Here is a 16,201-nt window from a genome sequence, read left to right on the forward strand (position 1 = left end):
CGTTCTCACCAACTGCCGCCACACCCACGAGCCTTACACCGACGACCACGTAGTTTTGGCACGGGCAGAACGGCACCCGCAAACGGGGAGCGCGACATTACCGTGAGAAGGCGGCCTTTCCACCGCAGCACCAGGCCGTCGCGGCATTCGATCACCCGCCGGTAATAGCGGTACCGGGTGGCGCGCAGTACTGGGCCGGCGGGCCACCGTCACCCACAGCGCGCAGGACGACGCCCACGAACTTGTCACTGCCCGCCCCGACAGCGCATGCCTGATCGTGCTCAGCCACGAACCCGACCTCGACATCCCCGCGCTGCGCACCGCACTGGCCCGGCCCGTCGCCTACACCGGCCCCCTCAATACCTGAGGCCGACCCGTGGCAATCCGCTTCGCCGTCCTCGACACAGGAGCCTTAGATTTTGTCGTATGACGAATGAACCCGTACGCGCCGAGCGGCTGCTGGAAGCCCAGGCCAAGGCCGAGGCACTGTTCCATGAGATCGCGGCCCGCGGCCTGGTGGCCTCCGGCGAGAGTGAACGTGCAGTCAGCGACCGCATCCGCGACCTGGCGAACGACATGTTCGGCACCACCCGCCACTGGCACAAACGGATCATCCGCTCCGGCCCCAACACCCTCCAGCCGTACCGGGAGAACCCGCCGAACCGCACCATCGGCACCGACGACATCGCCTTCGCCGACTTCGGCCCGATTTTCGAGGAGTACGAAGCCGACTTCGGCCGCACCTACGTCCTGGGCGACGACCCCGCCAAACACCGCCTCCGGGACACCCTTCCGCAGGTCTTCGCGGCAGGACGCCAAGCCTTCGAGGCAGACCCGGACATCACCGGCAAGCAGCTGTACGCCGAGGTCGAACACCTCGCCGTCGAAGCCGGCTGGACCCTGGGCGGGTGGCACGCGGGCCATCTGGTCGGCGAATTCCCCCACGAGACGATCGACGGCGCCGACATCGAGTCCTACATCGCCCCGGGCAACGACACCCCGCTGCGCCGCACTGACAAGTCCGGCCGGCGTTGCCACTGGATCCTGGAGATCCACCTCATCGACACAGAACGGGAAATCGGCGGTTTCTACGAGCAACTGCTGGACCTCGGCTGACGCACCATCTGCTAGGTCGGGCAGCGGCGACGCAGCAGTGCAGGCCACCCGAGCGCCGCCGCGCGCGCCACCTCAGACGGCACTCGCGAGGTGGGCCGGCAGGCAGTGTCATGCCGCAGTTCCCTGGCCCTGTCAGCGACGCACGGACCGAGCACGGCGCCCGGTGGGTGGTGGACGCGGTCGCCGTCCGCCCGGGGCATCCACAACTGCTCGCCCAACTCCCCGACGACCGCTGGATCGTGGGCCTGCCCGGCAACCCGTACGCGGCTCTGACCGCCGCCCACACCCTGCTCGCCCCGCTCCTGGCCGGCCTCACTGGACGTCCGCTGCCTGCCCTGCCGCGCATCCCGCTGGTCGGCGACGTCCGCAGCGCCCCGGGGCGTACACGCCTGGTCCCGGTGGTCTGGGACGGCGTCACCGCCCGTGCCGTCGGCGGTCACGGATCCGCTTCCTGCACGGCGCGGCCCTCGCCGACGCGCTCGCCGCCGTACCGTCCGAGTGGCGGCCGGGGGAACCGGTGCCGCTGATCCTTCCGGCAGGGTGAGGGGTGGTCGGTCGGTGGTCGACTTTGTGCGGTGGGGTCGAGGGGCCGGGGGGCGATTCCGTACGGGGAACTTATGACGGCTCATCTGGGGGATGGGGGTCGGCGGAGGCCAGCGGGAGGCGTACCTGGAAGCGGGTGTCGCCGGGGACGGAGTGGAACCGCAGGTCCCCCTTGTGTTTGTTGACGATGATGCGCCATGAGATGTCCAAGCCGAGACCCGTGCCCTCACCCATCGGTTTGGTGGTGAAGAACGGGTCGAAGACGCGGTCGCGGATCTCCGCGGGTACTCCGGGACCGGTGTCGCAGAACTCGACGAGCAGATGGTCTCCCTCGCGTGCGGTTCGTACTGTCAACGTGCCGTCGGCGCCTGTGCTGTCCATCGCCGAGACGGCGTTGTCGATCAGATTCGTCCAGACCTGGTTGAGCTCGCTGGGGTAGGCCGGGATCTTCGGCAGGCTGCGGTCGTAGTCCTTGACGACGGTGATGTGGGGGCCGATCTTCGCGGAGACCATCAGCAGTGTGCTGTCCAGCAGTTCATGCACGTTTGCGACCTGGTAGGGCGCTCGGTCGATTTGCGAGTACTGCTTGGCCGCGGTGACGAGGGCCGAGACGCGGGTGGTCGAGTCCTCGATCTCGTTCATCAACAGTTCGGTCTCGACGGTGTAGTTGAGCCACCGCATGGCACCTTCGAGGGTGTCCTCGTCCACGGCTGCGGCGATCTGGTCCAGCCAGTCGGTGTCGAGGCCGGCCTGTACGAAGGTCGGCGCGAGCTGCCATCCGTCCCCGATGCCGTGGTCGTCCAGCCAGTCGGAGATGGTGTCCTCCCGGTCCGAGGCTTCCAGCGGGCTGAGGGTGGTGGCCTTGGCGACGCGTTCGGCCGTGCGTTCTTGGACCTCGATGAGCGTCTCCAGGCTGTCGCGCTGGTACGGACGTGCCGCGATGACGCCGAGCTTGTGCCGCATCCCGGCAACACGCTCGCGGAGCGCGGACGTTGCTCGCACGGCCGCGGTGGCGGGGTTGTTCAGCTCATGGGTCAGCCCTGCGGACAGCGACCCGAGAGCCAGGAGCCGTTCTCGCTGGCCGACGGCCTCCTGGGTGCTCTTCGCGCCGAAAAAGAGGCCTTCCAGCAGGTGCACGGCCATGGGAAACCACTCGCGCATGATCGCGGCGAAGGTCTCCGCGGGCAGCAGGAAAAAGCGTGAGGGCTCGGTGACACGCAAGGAGCTGTTGTACACCTGCCGCAGGCGGTCACCCAGGTAGGCCTGGAAGGCACCCGCGTACACCCCGCGGCTGGAGCTCCGGGTGATCTCCACGTCGTAGTCCCCGATCCGGCGGGAGAGAACGACGGTCCCTTCGAGCAGCACGTAGAAGCATGTGGCGTCTTCGCCCTCCCCGTACACGGGCCCGGGTTCGAACTCCTCCACACGGCCCTCGCGGCAGAGCAGGCCGATCTGGTCGGGGGCCAGCTTCTCGAACAGGAACAGCGAGCCGAGTTCCTCCTGACTGCATGGCATCGGCCGGCTGCTCATGACTGCTCCAGATATCGATGGGCGAGCATGACCGCCATGGCTCCCTCTCCTACGGCGGAAGCGACACGCTTGGCGGACTCGGCGCGGGCGTCTCCGGCCACGAACACGCCCGGGACGTTTGTTTCCAAGTGGTAGGGCGGCCGGTCCAACTCCCAGTCGGCCGGCGGGCGCCCGTCCGCGGTCAGATCGGGGCCGGTCAGGATGAACCCGCGGGAGTCCCGGAGCACCGTGCCCTCCAGCCAGTCGGTCAACGGAGCCGCGCCGATGAAGACGAACATCCACTGGGTGTCGACGAGTTCGGTGTGGCCGGTCGCCGTGTCGCGCAGGGTGATCTGTTCCAGTTGACGCGAGCCGTGGGCGGCGTCGACGACCGTGTTGGTGCGCACGGAGATCGTGGCCGTCTCGTCGACCTGCTGGATGAGGTAGTGCGACATCGAAGTGGACAAGGACGGTTTACGCACCAGTACGGTGACCGACTTGGCGCTCCGGGCCAGGTATATCGCGGCCTGGCCGGCGGAGTTCGCGCCGCCGACGATGTAGACGTCATGGCCTTGGCACGCGGCCGCTTCGGTCAGGGCCGAGCCGTAGAACACCCCGCAGCCGGTCAACTCGGTGACGTGGGGCGCATCCAGTTGCCGGTACGACACGCCGGTCGCGAGAATCACGGAGTGCGCGGCGACAGCGGAGCCGTCCGAGAACCGGACGACGCGCGACGCACCATTGATCTCCAGCCCGGTGACCTCGCGCGCGGTCAGTATCTCGGCACCGAACTTCGCCGCCTGACGCCGGGCCCGGTCGGTGAGCTGCGCCCCGGACACTCCGTCCGGAAAGCCGAGATAGTTCTCGATGCGCGAGCTCTGACCCGCCTGGCCTCCGGTCGCGGAGCGTTCCACGAGGACCGTCCGCAAGCCCTCGGAGGCTCCGTACACCGCCGCACCCAAACCGGCTGGTCCGCCCCCGATGACGACGAGGTCGTAGAAGTCGGTTGCCGGGTTCGTCGCGAGGCCGACCCGCGCGGCGAGCTCCCGGTCCTCGGGCTCGATGAGAGCCGTGCCGTCCGGAGTGATCACCAGCGGGAGCCGCAGGCCCTCCTGGCCCGCGGCGCACAGCAGCCGCCGGCCTTCCGGCTCGTCGGACGAGTACCAGCGGTACGGCACCTGGTTGCGGGCCAGGAACTCCCGTACCGCCGACGACCGCGCCGACCAGCGGTGTCCGACGACCTTGGTGATGCCCACCGGCTGACGGTCGGTGGCCCGCCAGGCCTGCAGCAGATCGTCGAGGACGGGATAGAGCTTCTCCTCGGGCGGCTCCCACGGCTTGAGGAGGTAGTGGTCGAGGTCGACGACATTGATCGCGTCGATGGCCGCGCTGGTGTCCGCGTACGCGGTCAGCAGCACCCGTCGGGCGCCGGGGTAGATGTCGAGAGCCTGCTCGAGGAACTCGATGCCGTTCATCTTCGGCATCCGGTAGTCGGCCACGATCACCGCGACGGGGCCGCCGCGCAGCTTCAGCTCGCGCAGGGCGGCAAGGGCGGACTCGCCGGACTCCGCGCGCACGATCCGATACGACTCTCCGTAGTGTCGCCGCAGATCGCGGGCGACAGCACGTGATACGCCCGGGTCGTCGTCCACAGTCAGGATGACGGTCCGCGCCGGACTGGCGGCCTGATCCATAGACATCCCGTCCCCGGGTCGATCGCCCTTCCGCACCGACTTCACGTGCCTGTCTGGCACGCCAGTGCGCCAGCGATGCCCATCCTATGGGTGAATATCACCCTTTGCTACGCAAGATCAGGAGTATGGCTCCTTGCCGATGGCTGCCGGGGTCGCTCCCGCCGCGCGGCGCCATGACGGTGATCGCCGTGCTGCTGCATCCACATCGCCGCGTCACCGGCCCGGTCGGCGACGTGCCCGCCCGGCGAACGGTTCCAGCGGCGCGGCAACCGAGTCTTCGGCAGTCGCGGTCCGGCGCGGTCCCCATGCACGGACGGTCGGTGAGCCGGACGGCAGCGCTACCCCTGACCAGGCAAAACGCATGAAGGATCACAAGAAGGGAGATCGGAACGGGCTGTGACGGACAGGTGGCCGACAGTCCACCTGCTGCGGGCGGTGGCGTCACTTCTCCTCGACATCCACGAGCCGGTTGATCACCAACGTCCTCCCGACCTCACCGACGAACGCTGTTCCCACCTGGGTGCGAAGCCCGGGGCACGGTGAGCGAGACCGCGATGGCCCGGTCGTTCCCCGGGGCCCGGTGATGAGTTTCGGGGCGGAGCCGGGGCAATGAGTACGAGGAAGACCGACGGAGAGGAAGTTCATGGACGCCGCAGGGACCCCCCGGAGCACCGCGTTGCCCCCGTCGCCGGCGGACACGGAACGACAGACCGCCGGGGGAAAGGTGCTCTGGCACTTCACGATGTCGTTGGACGGATTCGTGGCAGGGCCGGACCACGCGATGGACTGGATGACGGGTTTCTCGTTCCGGTCCGGCCTTATCGAGGAGTACGCCGAGACGACCGGCGCCGTGCTGGGCGGTCGGGACGGCTGGGATGCCTACCCCGATGCCGGCAACATCTACGGCGGCGCGTGGGAGGGCCCGCTCTTCGTCCTGACGCACCATCCTGAGGACGCGCAGCCCGCCGACGGCGTGACGTTCCTGAGCTGCGACGTAGCCGAGGCGGTTCGGATCGGGCTGGAAGCCGCCGGCGGCAAGAACCTTGAGGTCTTCTCGCCCACGATCGGCCGACAACTCCTTGAGCGCGGGCTGATCGACGAGGTCGACCTGCACATCGTGCCGGTTCTGCTCGGCGATGGAGTCCGACTGTTCGACAACCCCGGGAGCGGCCCCGTCCGGCTTGAGCTACTCAACGGTGACGATCACTCAGCGGCGGTGAACCTGCGGTACCGCCCGGTCACGACCAGCTGATGGCACGATCACTCAAGCTGTGATGGCAAGGGTCAACGTTCGATGGCACACGACATCCGACCCACCTGGGCCGCCTCGACCCCGAGCATGCTCGTCGCGGGGTCCGGCTCGACCGGACGGGACGCCGATTTCGTCCAGGGAGACGCCTAGCATGCGGGCGAAGAGCCGCTTTGCCACCACCTACCGTGCGCCTGTCCCACGGCTGGTGGCACAGGCACTTAAATATCGGAGTGTGACTACACAGCCGCAGCAGCGCTTCACGATCTTGTTGGTCCCCGAACATGTTGAGGACAGAGGCGGTGCCTCCGTGGAGGACTCAGCCGTGCGATCGGCGGTCGTCGAGGCGACGGGCGAGACGGGCGCCTCGGGCTACCCCCGCTACGCCGGGCACGGGATCGTGGCCGACATCGACCCCAGTACGCGCACGGTCGAGGCAGTGCTCGTCGATGGTTCAGAGCTGGACTACGGGCTGACCGCCACGGTCACTTCTCCCTGATCGCGGGGTCGTGCCGCAGAAACCGGGCGGACCGGCGCGGGACCTCCGTGAGCGAGATCGCCCAGGCGGAGGCGCTCGCGCCGGCCGCCCATTTCGTGCGAGGTGGGCGTCGCGCCGGCCGCGGATGACCGGGGCTTGATGCCCTTGACTGTCCGCACGGCTGCGCGGCCTCACCGGCCTCGGTGAACTGATCGAGCGTCAGGACGGCCGCGAAGGACGCCGAACCGGCGTCGAAGAACGACGAACCGACGCCACGTTGTCTTGCCTCACGCACGGGGCATGCGCCGCAGTGACGCGTGCCGAGATGTCGGTGGGTGCGCTCGAATAAGATGTCGTGGGAGATCGGCGCACCGTGTACGACTCCAGGACCATATGCCCCAGTAGTCCGTCCACCCTCAGTTGGACACACTGTGTCCTACCGAGGGATTCTTCCCAACTGCCGTGTGCGCAAGGGTGAGTGCGTCCCACACGTACTGACCCGAAGGGCCATCCCCACGTGCGAAGCAGACGAATAGCCCCTGTCCTGGCGGCGAGTGCCGTCGCGGCACTGGTTCCGGCACTTGCTCCGGTGACCGCCTCCGCGGCTGAGAAGCCCCTACCGCAGGACCTCAAGCAGAGGCCGGCATGGCACCGCTGCAGCAGCGCAACCCCTGCCTCCTTTCAGTGCGCCACCATCAAGGTCCCGTTGGACTACAGCCGTCCAGGCGGCAAGAAGATCGACCTCGCGATATCGCGGAGCAGGACGAGCAGCCCCGCCGAACGCCGCGGTGTCCTGGTGCTCAATCCCGGGGGACCGGGGGGCCCGGGCCTCGATATGCCGCAGGCGTTGTCGTCCGAGCTCCCCAAGTCCGTGAAGAGAAAGTACGACCTCATCGGCTTCGATCCGAGGGGTGTCGGCAAGAGCTCCCCCCTCAGCTGCGGTCTGACCGCCAAGGAGGAGAACTGGCAGCGTCCCTACAAGGCCGCGTTGTTCGCCAAGGACGTCAAGTGGGCCCGGACCGTCGCCGAGAAGTGTGACGCCAAGCAGGGCGACAAGCTGCGCCACATCACCACCCGCAACACCGCCCGTGACATGGACGTGATCCGGGCCGTGCTGGGCGAGAAGAAGATCTCCTACCTCGGGTACTCGTACGGCACCTATCTCGGAGCCGTCTACACGCAGATGTTCCCCCAGCGCAGCGACCGGATCGTACTGGACAGCGCCGTCGACCCCGCACGGATCTGGCGGGGCATGATTCAGGTCTGGGCGGAGGGCAGCGAGCCCGCGTTCACGAGGTGGAGCGAGTGGACCGCTCAGCGGAACGCGACCTACAAGCTGGGCAACACCCCGGACAAGGTCCGCAAGACGTTCTGGGCTCTGGTCGCCCGGGCCAACCGGAAGCCGATCGAGCTCAACGGCACCTCCATGAGCGGCGACGACATCCGTGCGGGCCGCGCCATGTTCTTCAGTGTGCGCGAGGCCGCGGAGGAAATCGTGGAGCTGAAGAAGGCCGCCGACGGCAAGGGCCTGTCCTCCACCCCTGGCACCGGGACGCCCGAGCGACCCGCACCGCCGGCATTCGGCCGTGCCGTGCCCTCGGACAACGCCAGCGCCGCCTTCTGGGCAGTCCTCTGCTCCGACACCCGCGCCTGGCCGCGCGACCCCGAGCAGTACCGCCGCGATGCGATCCGGGACAAGGCCAAGTACCCCCTGTACGGCGACTTCGCGTCCCACATCAAGCCGTGCGCGTTCTGGAAGAAGAACGGCAGCGAACCCGCCACCACGATCGACAACAAGGTCGGGGCGCTCACCCTGCAGAACGAGTGGGACCCCCAGACGCCTCTCTCCAGTGGCCTCGGTATGCACCGGGTCATGAAGGGCTCGAGGATGGTCACGGTCGCGGGGGGCGTCGGACACGGGATCTACGGTTCCAAGTCGTGCGCCGATAAGACGGCCACCGCGTACCTGACCACGGGCAAGCTCCCCGCGAAGGACGTGACCTGCAAGGCACCCGCGCCCGGACGTGAGCGCAGCAGCGTCGGCAAACTGCCGCTTCCCGCGTCTCCGGGCATCCCCGGGATGCCCGGCCGCTTCTGACCCGTTCCGGACGAGGTGAGGTGAGGTGACGTGGGGCTTCTGCCGAGCGGAGGCCCCACGTCGTGTGAAGACCGCGCAGGTGGCGGCCGTGACGTACGGCCGGCTGAGGGCCGCCGAGGCCTGCCGGACGGGCAACCGTGGCGGGGAGCCTTCGACCGCCTCTGATGCCTGGTGGCCTGCGCCTATCAGAGAGTCGGCAGCGTGACGGGACCTGCCTGGGCGGACAGCGTCATGGGACCCGTCTGGGGACCTGACTGGGGACCCGTCTGGGGATCCGTCTGGGGAGGATGAACTACCCAGGATTGTTGTCGGTGCGGGCGAAAATACCTTTCAGCATTCCGGTGGCCTGTCCGACCTCGATCAGGTAGCCATCGGGATCGCGCAGGTAGCAGCGGACCTCGGCACTCCGGTCGATCGGCGGAGTCAGGAACTCCGCTCCCTTCGCGCTCCATTGGGTATAGCAGGCCTCAATGTCGGCGACTCGCAGGTTCATGAAGCTGGAGACGGTCCGCGGTTCACTGGGCGGGACCAGCGTCACGTCGGGCTTGTCCGGGGTCGGGCCGCCGCCCGGATTCATGATGATCCAACTGTTGGCGAGTTTCACGATGCACGGGTTCTCGTCCAGGACGACCTGCCCGCCGATCACCTCGCTGTAGAACCGGCGCGAACGCGTCACATCACGCACCGTCAAGAAGTGCGTCATCAAAAGCCCCTCACTCGGGGCTGGAATACCGTCGTTGTCCATCTCAGGCCTCTCTCCGCCGACCGCGATAACCGGCGCATTATCAACTTTCACGAGCCCGAAGCCGCCGAGGCGCACACCGCTGCGGGCGCCGTTACGCCCGTACAGTTCAGTCCGGTGCCGTCCAGGGAGCCGATTCCACTGGCCGGGCCCGGTCCGTGCCGGTTGGTGAAGGCACCGCGGTAGATGGTCGGCATCAGCCCCCGAGGGCGTGTAGCGACAACTAGCGGGACTGGCGGCGGCGCACGCACCCATTCACCGGGACAGAGAGAAGCCGAAGGCGATCGATGCCTTGGCGATGGCAGCGAGCCCTGTGGCAGTGGGCCCCGGGGCGGCGCTTCCCGTCGGGGCGCTTCCCTCGAAGACGGCTCCGTCTTCGAGCCATCGCGCCACGGTGCCCGCTACAACCCGTGAGCGTCAGGCCGGCGCCCGAGCGGCCTTTCTGCCTGCTCGGGGCTGCTCGGGGGAGGTATGGCACCTGCGGTCACCGACGGGACCCGTGAGCGCCTGCCAGGCGGGACGGGGCCAGGCAGGTGACGATGGAACTGGATCCATCTGACCGTGATCTTTCCTGGAGGAGGCAGACGGCATGACATACCCCTCCGATTTCTCAGGCACCGGCCCTCCGCACGGCACGGAGCCCAGAGATGTCTCCCCGGCCGGGGGCCTGGGCGCCCTGGCGAACATGGGATGGCAATTCCTGCTCACTATGGGCCTGGCTGCGATCGCCCTGGGCGTCGTCGTCCTGGTCTGGCCCAGCCAGACCCTGCGGGTCGTCGGCGTAGTCTTCGGCATCTATCTGCTGGCCACCGGTGTCTTTCAGCTGGCCGGTGCCTTCGGCACACACGTCCCTCGGCATCTGCGGGTGTTGCACTTCGTCGCGGGCGCGCTCTTCATCCTGCTGGGCCTGGTCTGCTTCCGGGGCACCCTGGAATCGATTCTGTTGCTCGCGCTGTGGATCGGCTTCGGCTGGGTGCTGCGCGGCATCATGGTGACCGCCACGGCGGCCTCCGCCGAGGACATTCCGGCGCGCGGCTGGCAGCTCTTCTCGGGGATCATCACCACTCTGGCAGGCATCGTGCTGATCGTGTCGCCGTTCGGCTCGATCGCCGCGCTGACCTTGGTGGTGGGCATCATGGCCATCGTCGTGGGCGCTGTCGAGGTCTTCCACGCCATCAAGATGCGCGTCGAAGTCGGCCGCCTCACCCAGGGCACTGCCACCAAGCGGCGGCCCATGTTCCACTCCCGCCCCCACCCCCAGCACTGATCACGGAACGCGCCGGCCACCCAGGCAGCGACGCATTTTCGAGCACGTCGCGTGCCAACTGGCTGGTGCGGTCCATGTGGTGGTGGTCGTTGCTCGTGCACTTGGGAGCTCAGGAAAATGGAGCCGGCCCGCAAGGCATTCAGATCGACGACGGCAACCGTCGCAGTAATCTGTGGCATAGCAGGTCCGAGCGCTGCGGATCGCAACCGACCCGAGATGAAGGACTCGTGCGCTGCTATCTCCACCTCGTGACGTATCAGGTCCGCCCGGTCCTCCTCCAGAGTCATGGTGGCCTGCGGCCAGCCCCACGCCTCACCGTAGATGGACCACAGGCGCTGCCGTGAGCCCATCACGGCGGGGTAATCGAGCTCGGTGTCTGCGCCGGAGATGGGGCGCAGATGGTGGCCGTCGGGGAGGTCCACGCGGGTGGGATGGACGAAATCAGCAGGAAGCCAGGTCATGGGCTGGAGGCTAGCCGTAGGTCCATGAGCCCGCAGCCGAATTCATTGCGGAGTCACAGCGCCGGAACTCCACTTGACCCAGAAGGGGTTGCGGTATCCACATGCACAATCCGGGCCGGCTTCGCCTCAGCCCTCAGCCCTCGGATGCCGACAGGCGGGTTGCCTCGCCTGCCTTCACGGGGTCGCCCGCAGCGACGGAGTGCAGGACGTGGGCCAGGACCTCCGCGCCCCGGACCACCCTGGGGCCCGGCCGGTTGAAGTAGGCAGGACCGTCGAGGACCCAGACAGCGTCGTTGCGCACGGCGGGCAGCTCGTCCCAGCCCGGCAGTTCAGTGAGCAGACTGCGCTCCCGCAGCGTTCGTTCGGGGCTGAAGCCGCAGGGCAGCACGAGGATGACGTCGGGGCGTGCGGCGCGTACCGCAGCCCACTCCATCGGCTTGGTGTGCTCGCCCGGCGCCGCGAGCAGCGGCGTGCCACCGGCGCAGGTGACCTGCTCCGGCACCCAGTGGCCCGCGGGCCAGAGCGGGTCGAGCCACTCGATGGCCACCACGCGTGGCCGCGGCCGCCCGGCGGTCAGCCGCTCCACCTCCGCCAGACGTGCGCGCAGGTGCTCCCGCCGCCGCTCGGCGCGTTCGCGTACGCCCAGCAGCGTGCCCACGGTGACCAGGCAGTCCAGTACATCGCCCAGGGTCCGCGGCTCCAGGCTGAGCACCCTGGTGCCGGCGTCCAGGACCCGGACGGCTTGGGAGACGCTGCGGTACGACACCGCGCATACGTCGCACAGGTCCTGGGTGAGAACCACCTCGGGAGCGAGGGCGGCCAGCGCCTGAGTGTCGAGGGTGTAGAGCGACGAGCCCGCGTGGGAGGCGCCCCCCACCGCGTCGGAGATCTCCCGGCTGCTCAGGGTGTCCGCGGAGAACTCGGCAGCCGTGACGACGGGCACACCGGCGACAGCCTCCGGCGGCCAGTCGCATTCGTGGGTGCGGCCCACCAGGTCGGCGGTCAGACCGAGCTCGGCCACGATGTCGGTGGCCGCCGGGAGCAGCGAGACGATGCGCATGCTCCGACCTTAGGCCCCATGGGGCGACAGGACGGGTGGGCTGGGCGAGGGCATCCACTTACCGGTTCGTGGGTTTGCGGCGCTGCTGCGTACTCAATGCATTGGCATCATTGGCGTCATTGTCACGTCCTCGAACCGACTGGACGACGAAGCAGTCCTCCCGTCGGGCTCCTGCTCCTCGTCGTCGATGTTCCCGAGGACGTGCGGGGCGCTCAGCGGGCGCAGGCCCGGCCGGGCCGACTGGCGGCGATGTCGAACTGGTGGTGGCCGGGAAGTTGATGTGCCCGTCTTCCAAGTCGCACTTGCCGAAAAATGTGGGACGGGGCGGGCGTTGGAGGAAACATCGCAGGGTGCGCCGGACAGTCCTTGGGTGTGCTGCCCGTCAGGTCTACCGAAGTCGGCTTGCTCCCACGGCACTCCGCCGTCGGCCTGCTCCCACGGCACTCCGCCCTGCGGTGGATCTCCATGGCGGCGCCTCCGCCGCATGGGGGAAGCGGATCATGCGCCGGTCTGATTCCTGCGCGCCGCGGATCCAGAACAGTGATCCCATGGCAAAGCGAGACGAGTCCAACGACGGCGGTCGAGGGGACCGAGCGGCCTGTGCCGCTCCGGGCAGAGCGCATGGCCCGCGAGATGGGGAGCCACCCCTGTCGGGTGACGTACGACGCTGCCGGGATGGGTGCCGGAGCGTCTGTGCGAGTGGTCCACGCGCGGACCGATGTCTGGGCCCTGAGTTCTCCCGGTCCGCACGTCCGAGGAGAACGACGCCCGACCGCTCCGTCGATTCCCGGCAGTCAACTGTGTTGAGGGTGATGGGGGACCATCTATGACGCTTTGGCTCATGTCGTTCCCCGCGTTCGGGTGTCTGCTGGTCCTGTTCGCCCTGGTGGAGAGCGCGTGGCGATGGTTCACGGGGCTGGGCTTGATCCCGTGGCTACGCAGGCGCACGGGGGAGTCGTTGTCGAACATTGCCTTCGATGAATTCACGGCGGTCGTGAACGGAAACAAGACGGTGGAGCTGGAGCAGCGGCGGGTGGAGCTGCTGGTGCGGGACGACGAGAGCGACGGTGCGCCGCCCCGCTCCAGTATTGACCTGACTGAGGGCACGGCGTTCATCGTGTTGCCACGGGAAGCGGACGGCCCGTGCGCTGACAGGCCCGATGTTCTTGAGGGCCGGCGGTGAGACGCGAACCGGAGGGAACAGGTGCAGAACCGTCCACGCTGTGGGGGCGCATTGCGTGCTTGTGGGCGGTCGCGTTCGCCGGGCTGCATTTCTACTGGGCCGTCGGCGGTGATGTGGGGCTGAGCATCTCCGCCGGTCCACTGGCCACCGAGCGCCCGGTGTGGTTCGTCGTAGCCGGTTTGTGGGGTGTGGGTGCGCTCTGCCTCCTCGGCGCCTTGCTGGCATGGCTGCTTGCCCGGTCCAGGCTCCGGGGTGTTCCCGCTCTGATGGCAAGGTGGCTGGGGTGGGGCGTCAGTGCCCTCCTACTGGTCCGGGGCGTCGGTATCGAGGTGCTGCTGCTGACCAACTCAACGCACCTGGACACCTCGGTGAGCGTGGGGCAGCGGGCCTGGACGCTGGCTCTCTGGAACCCCTGGTTCATCGCCGGAGGACTGGCCTTCGGCCTCGCCGCCCTTCGGTCCCGCAGGCATACCGCCAATGGCCGCTGCCTCAACCGCAGCAGCGAGGACGGCGGACCCGCAGGTTTCGACCAGGCCCGGCAGGCTCGCTGACCCAACGGACACGCCCTGGCTATTTCGTTCGGATGACGCGCAGTGGGTGCGGGCTCGGGCGTTGCTGCCCGATCGGATGGCTCGCTAAATGCGTGGTGGTGCAGGGAACTTCGGCGGTAAGGTCCGGCCCGGACACGCCGAGCTTTCGGCAGGCTTGGCCAAGCGATTCGGCTGATCATGGGAGGTGCGTTCCGTGGAGGGATTCGATCCCAAGACGAGCTTCGGATACGAGGTGTCTCGGCGGTACGACGACGATCCACGCGGTGATGAGGCCGAGACCGTCGCGTTCCTGGCCAAGCTTGCAGGGCAACAGAACGCGCTGGAACTCGCAGTGGGCACCGGCCGGGTCGCGCTGCCCCTCATGCAGGCGGGGGTACACGTGGACGGGATCGAGCTGTCGGAAGACATGGTCGATCGGATGCGTGAGAAACCAGGTGGCGATCAAGTCGACGTGACCATGGGCGACATGTCCCGCGTCACCACCGGCCGCACCTACGGGCTGGCCTACCTGGTCTTCAACACGATCGGCAACCTGCTCACCCAGGAAGACCAGGTCCGATGCTTCCAGAACGCCGCCCAGCATCTCACCGACGACGGCGTGTTCGTCCTCGAATGCCGCATCCCCACTGCGCCCTCACGCTCCGGTCATCAGTACCTCGACACCGAGCAGGTCAGCCTCGAACACGTCGACCTCGATGCCGGCCGGTACGACCCACTGACGCAGGTACTCGACCTGAACCACATCCGCATCAGCAGCGGCGGTATCAGGCTCTCTCCCATCAGGCTACGACTGGCCCACCCGCCCGAGTTCGACCTCATGGCCCGCATCGCTGGACTCCGGCTACGCGAACGGTGTGGCGGGTGGAACGGCGAGCCGTACACCGCCGCAAGCTGGCGTCACATCAGCGTTTACGAACGCGCAGACAGCGCTGCGTAACAGTCCCAGGCCTCGCTCGGTGGTCGTTCCCCCGCCGTGAGTCCGGGCGCCACTCCTCACGACGGGTGTGTGGGATCCCCGCCACGGCCGGCTCCGGTTGAGTTCGACGACGAGTTCGCCCGACGATCTTGCCCCGGAGTCCGACGATGATCCCCCGCCACCTCGTCAGCAAGGGCGCCGGGCCGCTATCGCGCTCGATCTCGCGACCGGACCGGCGCGGCCCGTGATCCAAACGAGGGGCGAGGCAAGGCATCTTCTTCTCTGACCGGCTTGCCGTTAATCCATCTGCCCGACGTGCGGCAGGACGTCCTCCAGTTCCTGCATCAGCCGCCGCTTCGGCCGTGCGCCGACCATCTCCTTCACCAGCTCGCCCTCGCGGTAGAGCTGCAGGGTGGGGGCGGCAAGGACGTTGCAGGCGATCATTGTGGCGGGGTTCTCGTCGGTGTTGAGCTTGGCGATGATCAGGCGATCCGCCTCCTCATGGGCGATTTGGTCCAGGACCGGCGCCAGTTGTCGGCACGGACCGCACCAGGGTGCCCAGAACTCGACGAGGACGGGCCGCGCGCTTCGCAGCACCAGATGGTCGAAGGTGTCGTCGGTTACGGTGACGACGGCGGGGGCGGTGGTGGTCATCAGGGCGTCCTTTGCTCACGGGCGGGCAGGTCCAGATCATCCGGACTCAAGGGGAGAACTCGCAGCGCGGATCGGCCAACCGGGCCACGACGGCCCGCTCCAGTTGCCCGGCGACCCGCTCGCGCACCTCGCCGAGGCGGGTCATGCATGCGTCCAGCTCGGCGAGCTTGTGCTGGTAGACGGCGATCGAGTCAGGACAGCGGTCGCCGGTCTCGTGCCCGTCGCGCAGGCACTCGACGAACGGCCGGGTCTCCTCCAGCCCGAAGCCGAGGTCCAGCAGCGAGCGGATCTCCTGCACCATCCGCAGGTCCTCGTCCCCGTACTCGCGGTAGCCGTTGGCGGCCCGCCGGGTCCTCAGCAGCCCCTGCGCCTCGTAGTAACGCAGCGACCGCGTGCTCACCCCGGCCAGCTCGGCCAGCTCCCCAATCCGCACGGCGGCTCCTCCCTGTTCACCCGAGACGCTAGACCTTGACACCGGCGCCAAGGCCAGCGCCGGAGGTCGGGATGTCACCGGGAGCCCCCAAGCGGGCGCCGGCGTCACGAGGGGTTTCGTTCTTGCTCATCTAGTTCCTGCTCATCTAGTGGCAATACCGGTGATTTAGGTTGTTTTCCGGCTGGCAGGTCTGGTCTTGGTCGGGCCGACCAGCGTCGCGCGGGGAGTGTCCGGCCGAGCCGGGTTG

15 protein-coding genes and 1 pseudogene are annotated in these 16,201 nt (G+C 68.0%); 9 read left to right on the forward strand and 7 right to left on the reverse strand.

What is annotated here, in order from left to right; genetic code table 11:
• The first annotated feature begins 426 nt into the window (after positions 1–426).
• Positions 427–1,116 (forward strand): M24 family metallopeptidase, encoded by a 690-nt coding sequence (locus ACGFWI_RS05715; protein ID WP_393904636.1) that lies wholly within the window; start codon positions 427–429, stop codon positions 1,114–1,116.
• A 110-nt stretch (positions 1,117–1,226) separates the two neighbouring features.
• Complete coding sequence (locus tag ACGFWI_RS05720) at positions 1,227–1,643, forward strand: hypothetical protein (RefSeq protein ID WP_393904637.1); 417 nt, start codon at positions 1,227–1,229, stop codon at positions 1,641–1,643.
• Positions 1,644–1,731: 88 nt separating this feature from the next.
• Here ACGFWI_RS05720 and ACGFWI_RS05725 read toward each other — a convergent pair whose 3' ends face one another.
• Positions 1,732–3,189: an ATP-binding protein gene (locus ACGFWI_RS05725; protein ID WP_393904638.1), complete on the reverse strand. Its 1,458-nt coding sequence runs from the start codon at positions 3,187–3,189 to the stop codon at positions 1,732–1,734.
• Positions 3,186–4,862 (reverse strand): FAD-dependent oxidoreductase, encoded by a 1,677-nt coding sequence (locus ACGFWI_RS05730; protein WP_393904663.1) that lies wholly within the window; start codon positions 4,860–4,862, stop codon positions 3,186–3,188. Before ACGFWI_RS05730 ends, ACGFWI_RS05725 begins: the two co-directional genes overlap by 4 nt.
• Before the next feature lie 781 nt (positions 4,863–5,643).
• Here ACGFWI_RS05730 and ACGFWI_RS05735 point away from each other — a divergent pair.
• From ACGFWI_RS05735 to ACGFWI_RS05745, 3 genes are all read left to right on the forward strand, one after another.
• Positions 5,644–6,114 carry a dihydrofolate reductase family protein gene (locus tag ACGFWI_RS05735; protein WP_393904639.1) on the forward strand — a complete coding sequence of 157 codons (471 nt, stop codon included), beginning with the start codon at positions 5,644–5,646 and terminating at the stop codon, positions 6,112–6,114.
• A 232-nt stretch (positions 6,115–6,346) separates the two neighbouring features.
• On the forward strand, positions 6,347–6,610 hold the full coding sequence (locus ACGFWI_RS05740) for a hypothetical protein (protein WP_393904640.1): 264 nt from the start codon (positions 6,347–6,349) through the stop codon (positions 6,608–6,610).
• A gap of 496 nt (positions 6,611–7,106) precedes the next feature.
• Positions 7,107–8,687: an alpha/beta hydrolase gene (locus ACGFWI_RS05745; RefSeq protein ID WP_393904641.1), complete on the forward strand. Its 1,581-nt coding sequence runs from the start codon at positions 7,107–7,109 to the stop codon at positions 8,685–8,687.
• A gap of 292 nt (positions 8,688–8,979) precedes the next feature.
• On the opposite strand, the gene ACGFWI_RS05750 is transcribed toward ACGFWI_RS05745, so the two are convergent.
• Positions 8,980–9,432, reverse strand: coding sequence for a VOC family protein (locus ACGFWI_RS05750; RefSeq protein WP_393904642.1), 453 nt, complete (start codon positions 9,430–9,432; stop codon positions 8,980–8,982).
• A 586-nt stretch (positions 9,433–10,018) separates the two neighbouring features.
• Here ACGFWI_RS05750 and ACGFWI_RS05755 point away from each other — a divergent pair.
• Positions 10,019–10,696, forward strand: a complete 678-nt coding sequence (locus ACGFWI_RS05755) for an HdeD family acid-resistance protein (RefSeq protein WP_393904643.1) — start codon at positions 10,019–10,021, stop codon at positions 10,694–10,696.
• Between the two features lie 218 nt (positions 10,697–10,914).
• Here the strand turns inward: ACGFWI_RS05755 and ACGFWI_RS05760 are convergent.
• Together ACGFWI_RS05760 and ACGFWI_RS05765 are read right to left on the reverse strand one after the other, a co-directional pair.
• Positions 10,915–11,157: pseudogene (locus ACGFWI_RS05760) on the reverse strand (N-acetyltransferase); the annotation flags it as partial.
• A 133-nt stretch (positions 11,158–11,290) separates the two neighbouring features.
• A complete protein-coding gene (locus ACGFWI_RS05765) occupies positions 11,291–12,217 on the reverse strand; it encodes a cobalamin-binding protein (protein WP_393904644.1) in 927 nt (308 codons plus the stop codon).
• Between the two features lie 841 nt (positions 12,218–13,058).
• Here ACGFWI_RS05765 and ACGFWI_RS05770 point away from each other — a divergent pair.
• From ACGFWI_RS05770 to ACGFWI_RS05780, 3 genes are all read left to right on the forward strand, one after another.
• A complete protein-coding gene (locus ACGFWI_RS05770) occupies positions 13,059–13,400 on the forward strand; it encodes a DUF6191 domain-containing protein (protein ID WP_393904645.1) in 342 nt (113 codons plus the stop codon).
• A 59-nt stretch (positions 13,401–13,459) separates the two neighbouring features.
• Positions 13,460–13,951, forward strand: coding sequence for a DUF3995 domain-containing protein (locus ACGFWI_RS05775; protein ID WP_393904646.1), 492 nt, complete (start codon positions 13,460–13,462; stop codon positions 13,949–13,951).
• 193 nt (positions 13,952–14,144) lie between these two features.
• Entirely contained in the window at positions 14,145–14,888 is a 744-nt protein-coding gene (locus tag ACGFWI_RS05780) for a class I SAM-dependent DNA methyltransferase (RefSeq protein WP_393904647.1), read from the forward strand.
• Positions 14,889–15,164: 276 nt separating this feature from the next.
• On the opposite strand, the gene trxA is transcribed toward ACGFWI_RS05780, so the two are convergent.
• Positions 15,165–15,521 (reverse strand): thioredoxin, encoded by a 357-nt coding sequence (gene trxA / locus ACGFWI_RS05785; RefSeq protein WP_393904648.1) that lies wholly within the window; start codon positions 15,519–15,521, stop codon positions 15,165–15,167.
• A 46-nt stretch (positions 15,522–15,567) separates the two neighbouring features.
• Positions 15,568–15,954: a MerR family transcriptional regulator gene (locus ACGFWI_RS05790; protein WP_393904649.1), complete on the reverse strand. Its 387-nt coding sequence runs from the start codon at positions 15,952–15,954 to the stop codon at positions 15,568–15,570.
• Positions 15,955–16,201 lie beyond the last annotated feature (247 nt).

It is taken from the genome of Streptomyces sp. NPDC048434, assembly GCF_043200375.1.
In the GTDB taxonomy this organism is placed as follows: Bacteria; Actinomycetota; Actinomycetes; order Streptomycetales; family Streptomycetaceae; genus Streptomyces.

Excerpts from the sequence above, each read along its gene's own strand:
- ACGFWI_RS05715 (WP_393904636.1), top strand. The coding sequence starts at position 427 with ATGACGAATGAACCCGTACGCGCCGAGCGGCTGCTGGAAGCCCAGGCC.
- ACGFWI_RS05720 (WP_393904637.1), top strand. The coding sequence starts at position 1,227 with ATGCCGCAGTTCCCTGGCCCTGTCAGCGACGCACGGACCGAGCACGGC.
- ACGFWI_RS05725 (WP_393904638.1), bottom strand. The coding sequence starts at position 3,189 with ATGAGCAGCCGGCCGATGCCATGCAGTCAGGAGGAACTCGGCTCGCTG.
- ACGFWI_RS05730 (WP_393904663.1), bottom strand. The coding sequence starts at position 4,862 with ATGGATCAGGCCGCCAGTCCGGCGCGGACCGTCATCCTGACTGTGGAC.
- ACGFWI_RS05735 (WP_393904639.1), top strand. The coding sequence starts at position 5,644 with ATGGACTGGATGACGGGTTTCTCGTTCCGGTCCGGCCTTATCGAGGAG.
- ACGFWI_RS05750 (WP_393904642.1), bottom strand. The coding sequence starts at position 9,432 with ATGGACAACGACGGTATTCCAGCCCCGAGTGAGGGGCTTTTGATGACG.
- ACGFWI_RS05755 (WP_393904643.1), top strand. The coding sequence starts at position 10,019 with ATGACATACCCCTCCGATTTCTCAGGCACCGGCCCTCCGCACGGCACG.
- ACGFWI_RS05765 (WP_393904644.1), bottom strand. The coding sequence starts at position 12,217 with ATGCGCATCGTCTCGCTGCTCCCGGCGGCCACCGACATCGTGGCCGAG.
- ACGFWI_RS05770 (WP_393904645.1), top strand. The coding sequence starts at position 13,059 with ATGTCGTTCCCCGCGTTCGGGTGTCTGCTGGTCCTGTTCGCCCTGGTG.
- trxA (WP_393904648.1), bottom strand. The coding sequence starts at position 15,521 with ATGACCACCACCGCCCCCGCCGTCGTCACCGTAACCGACGACACCTTC.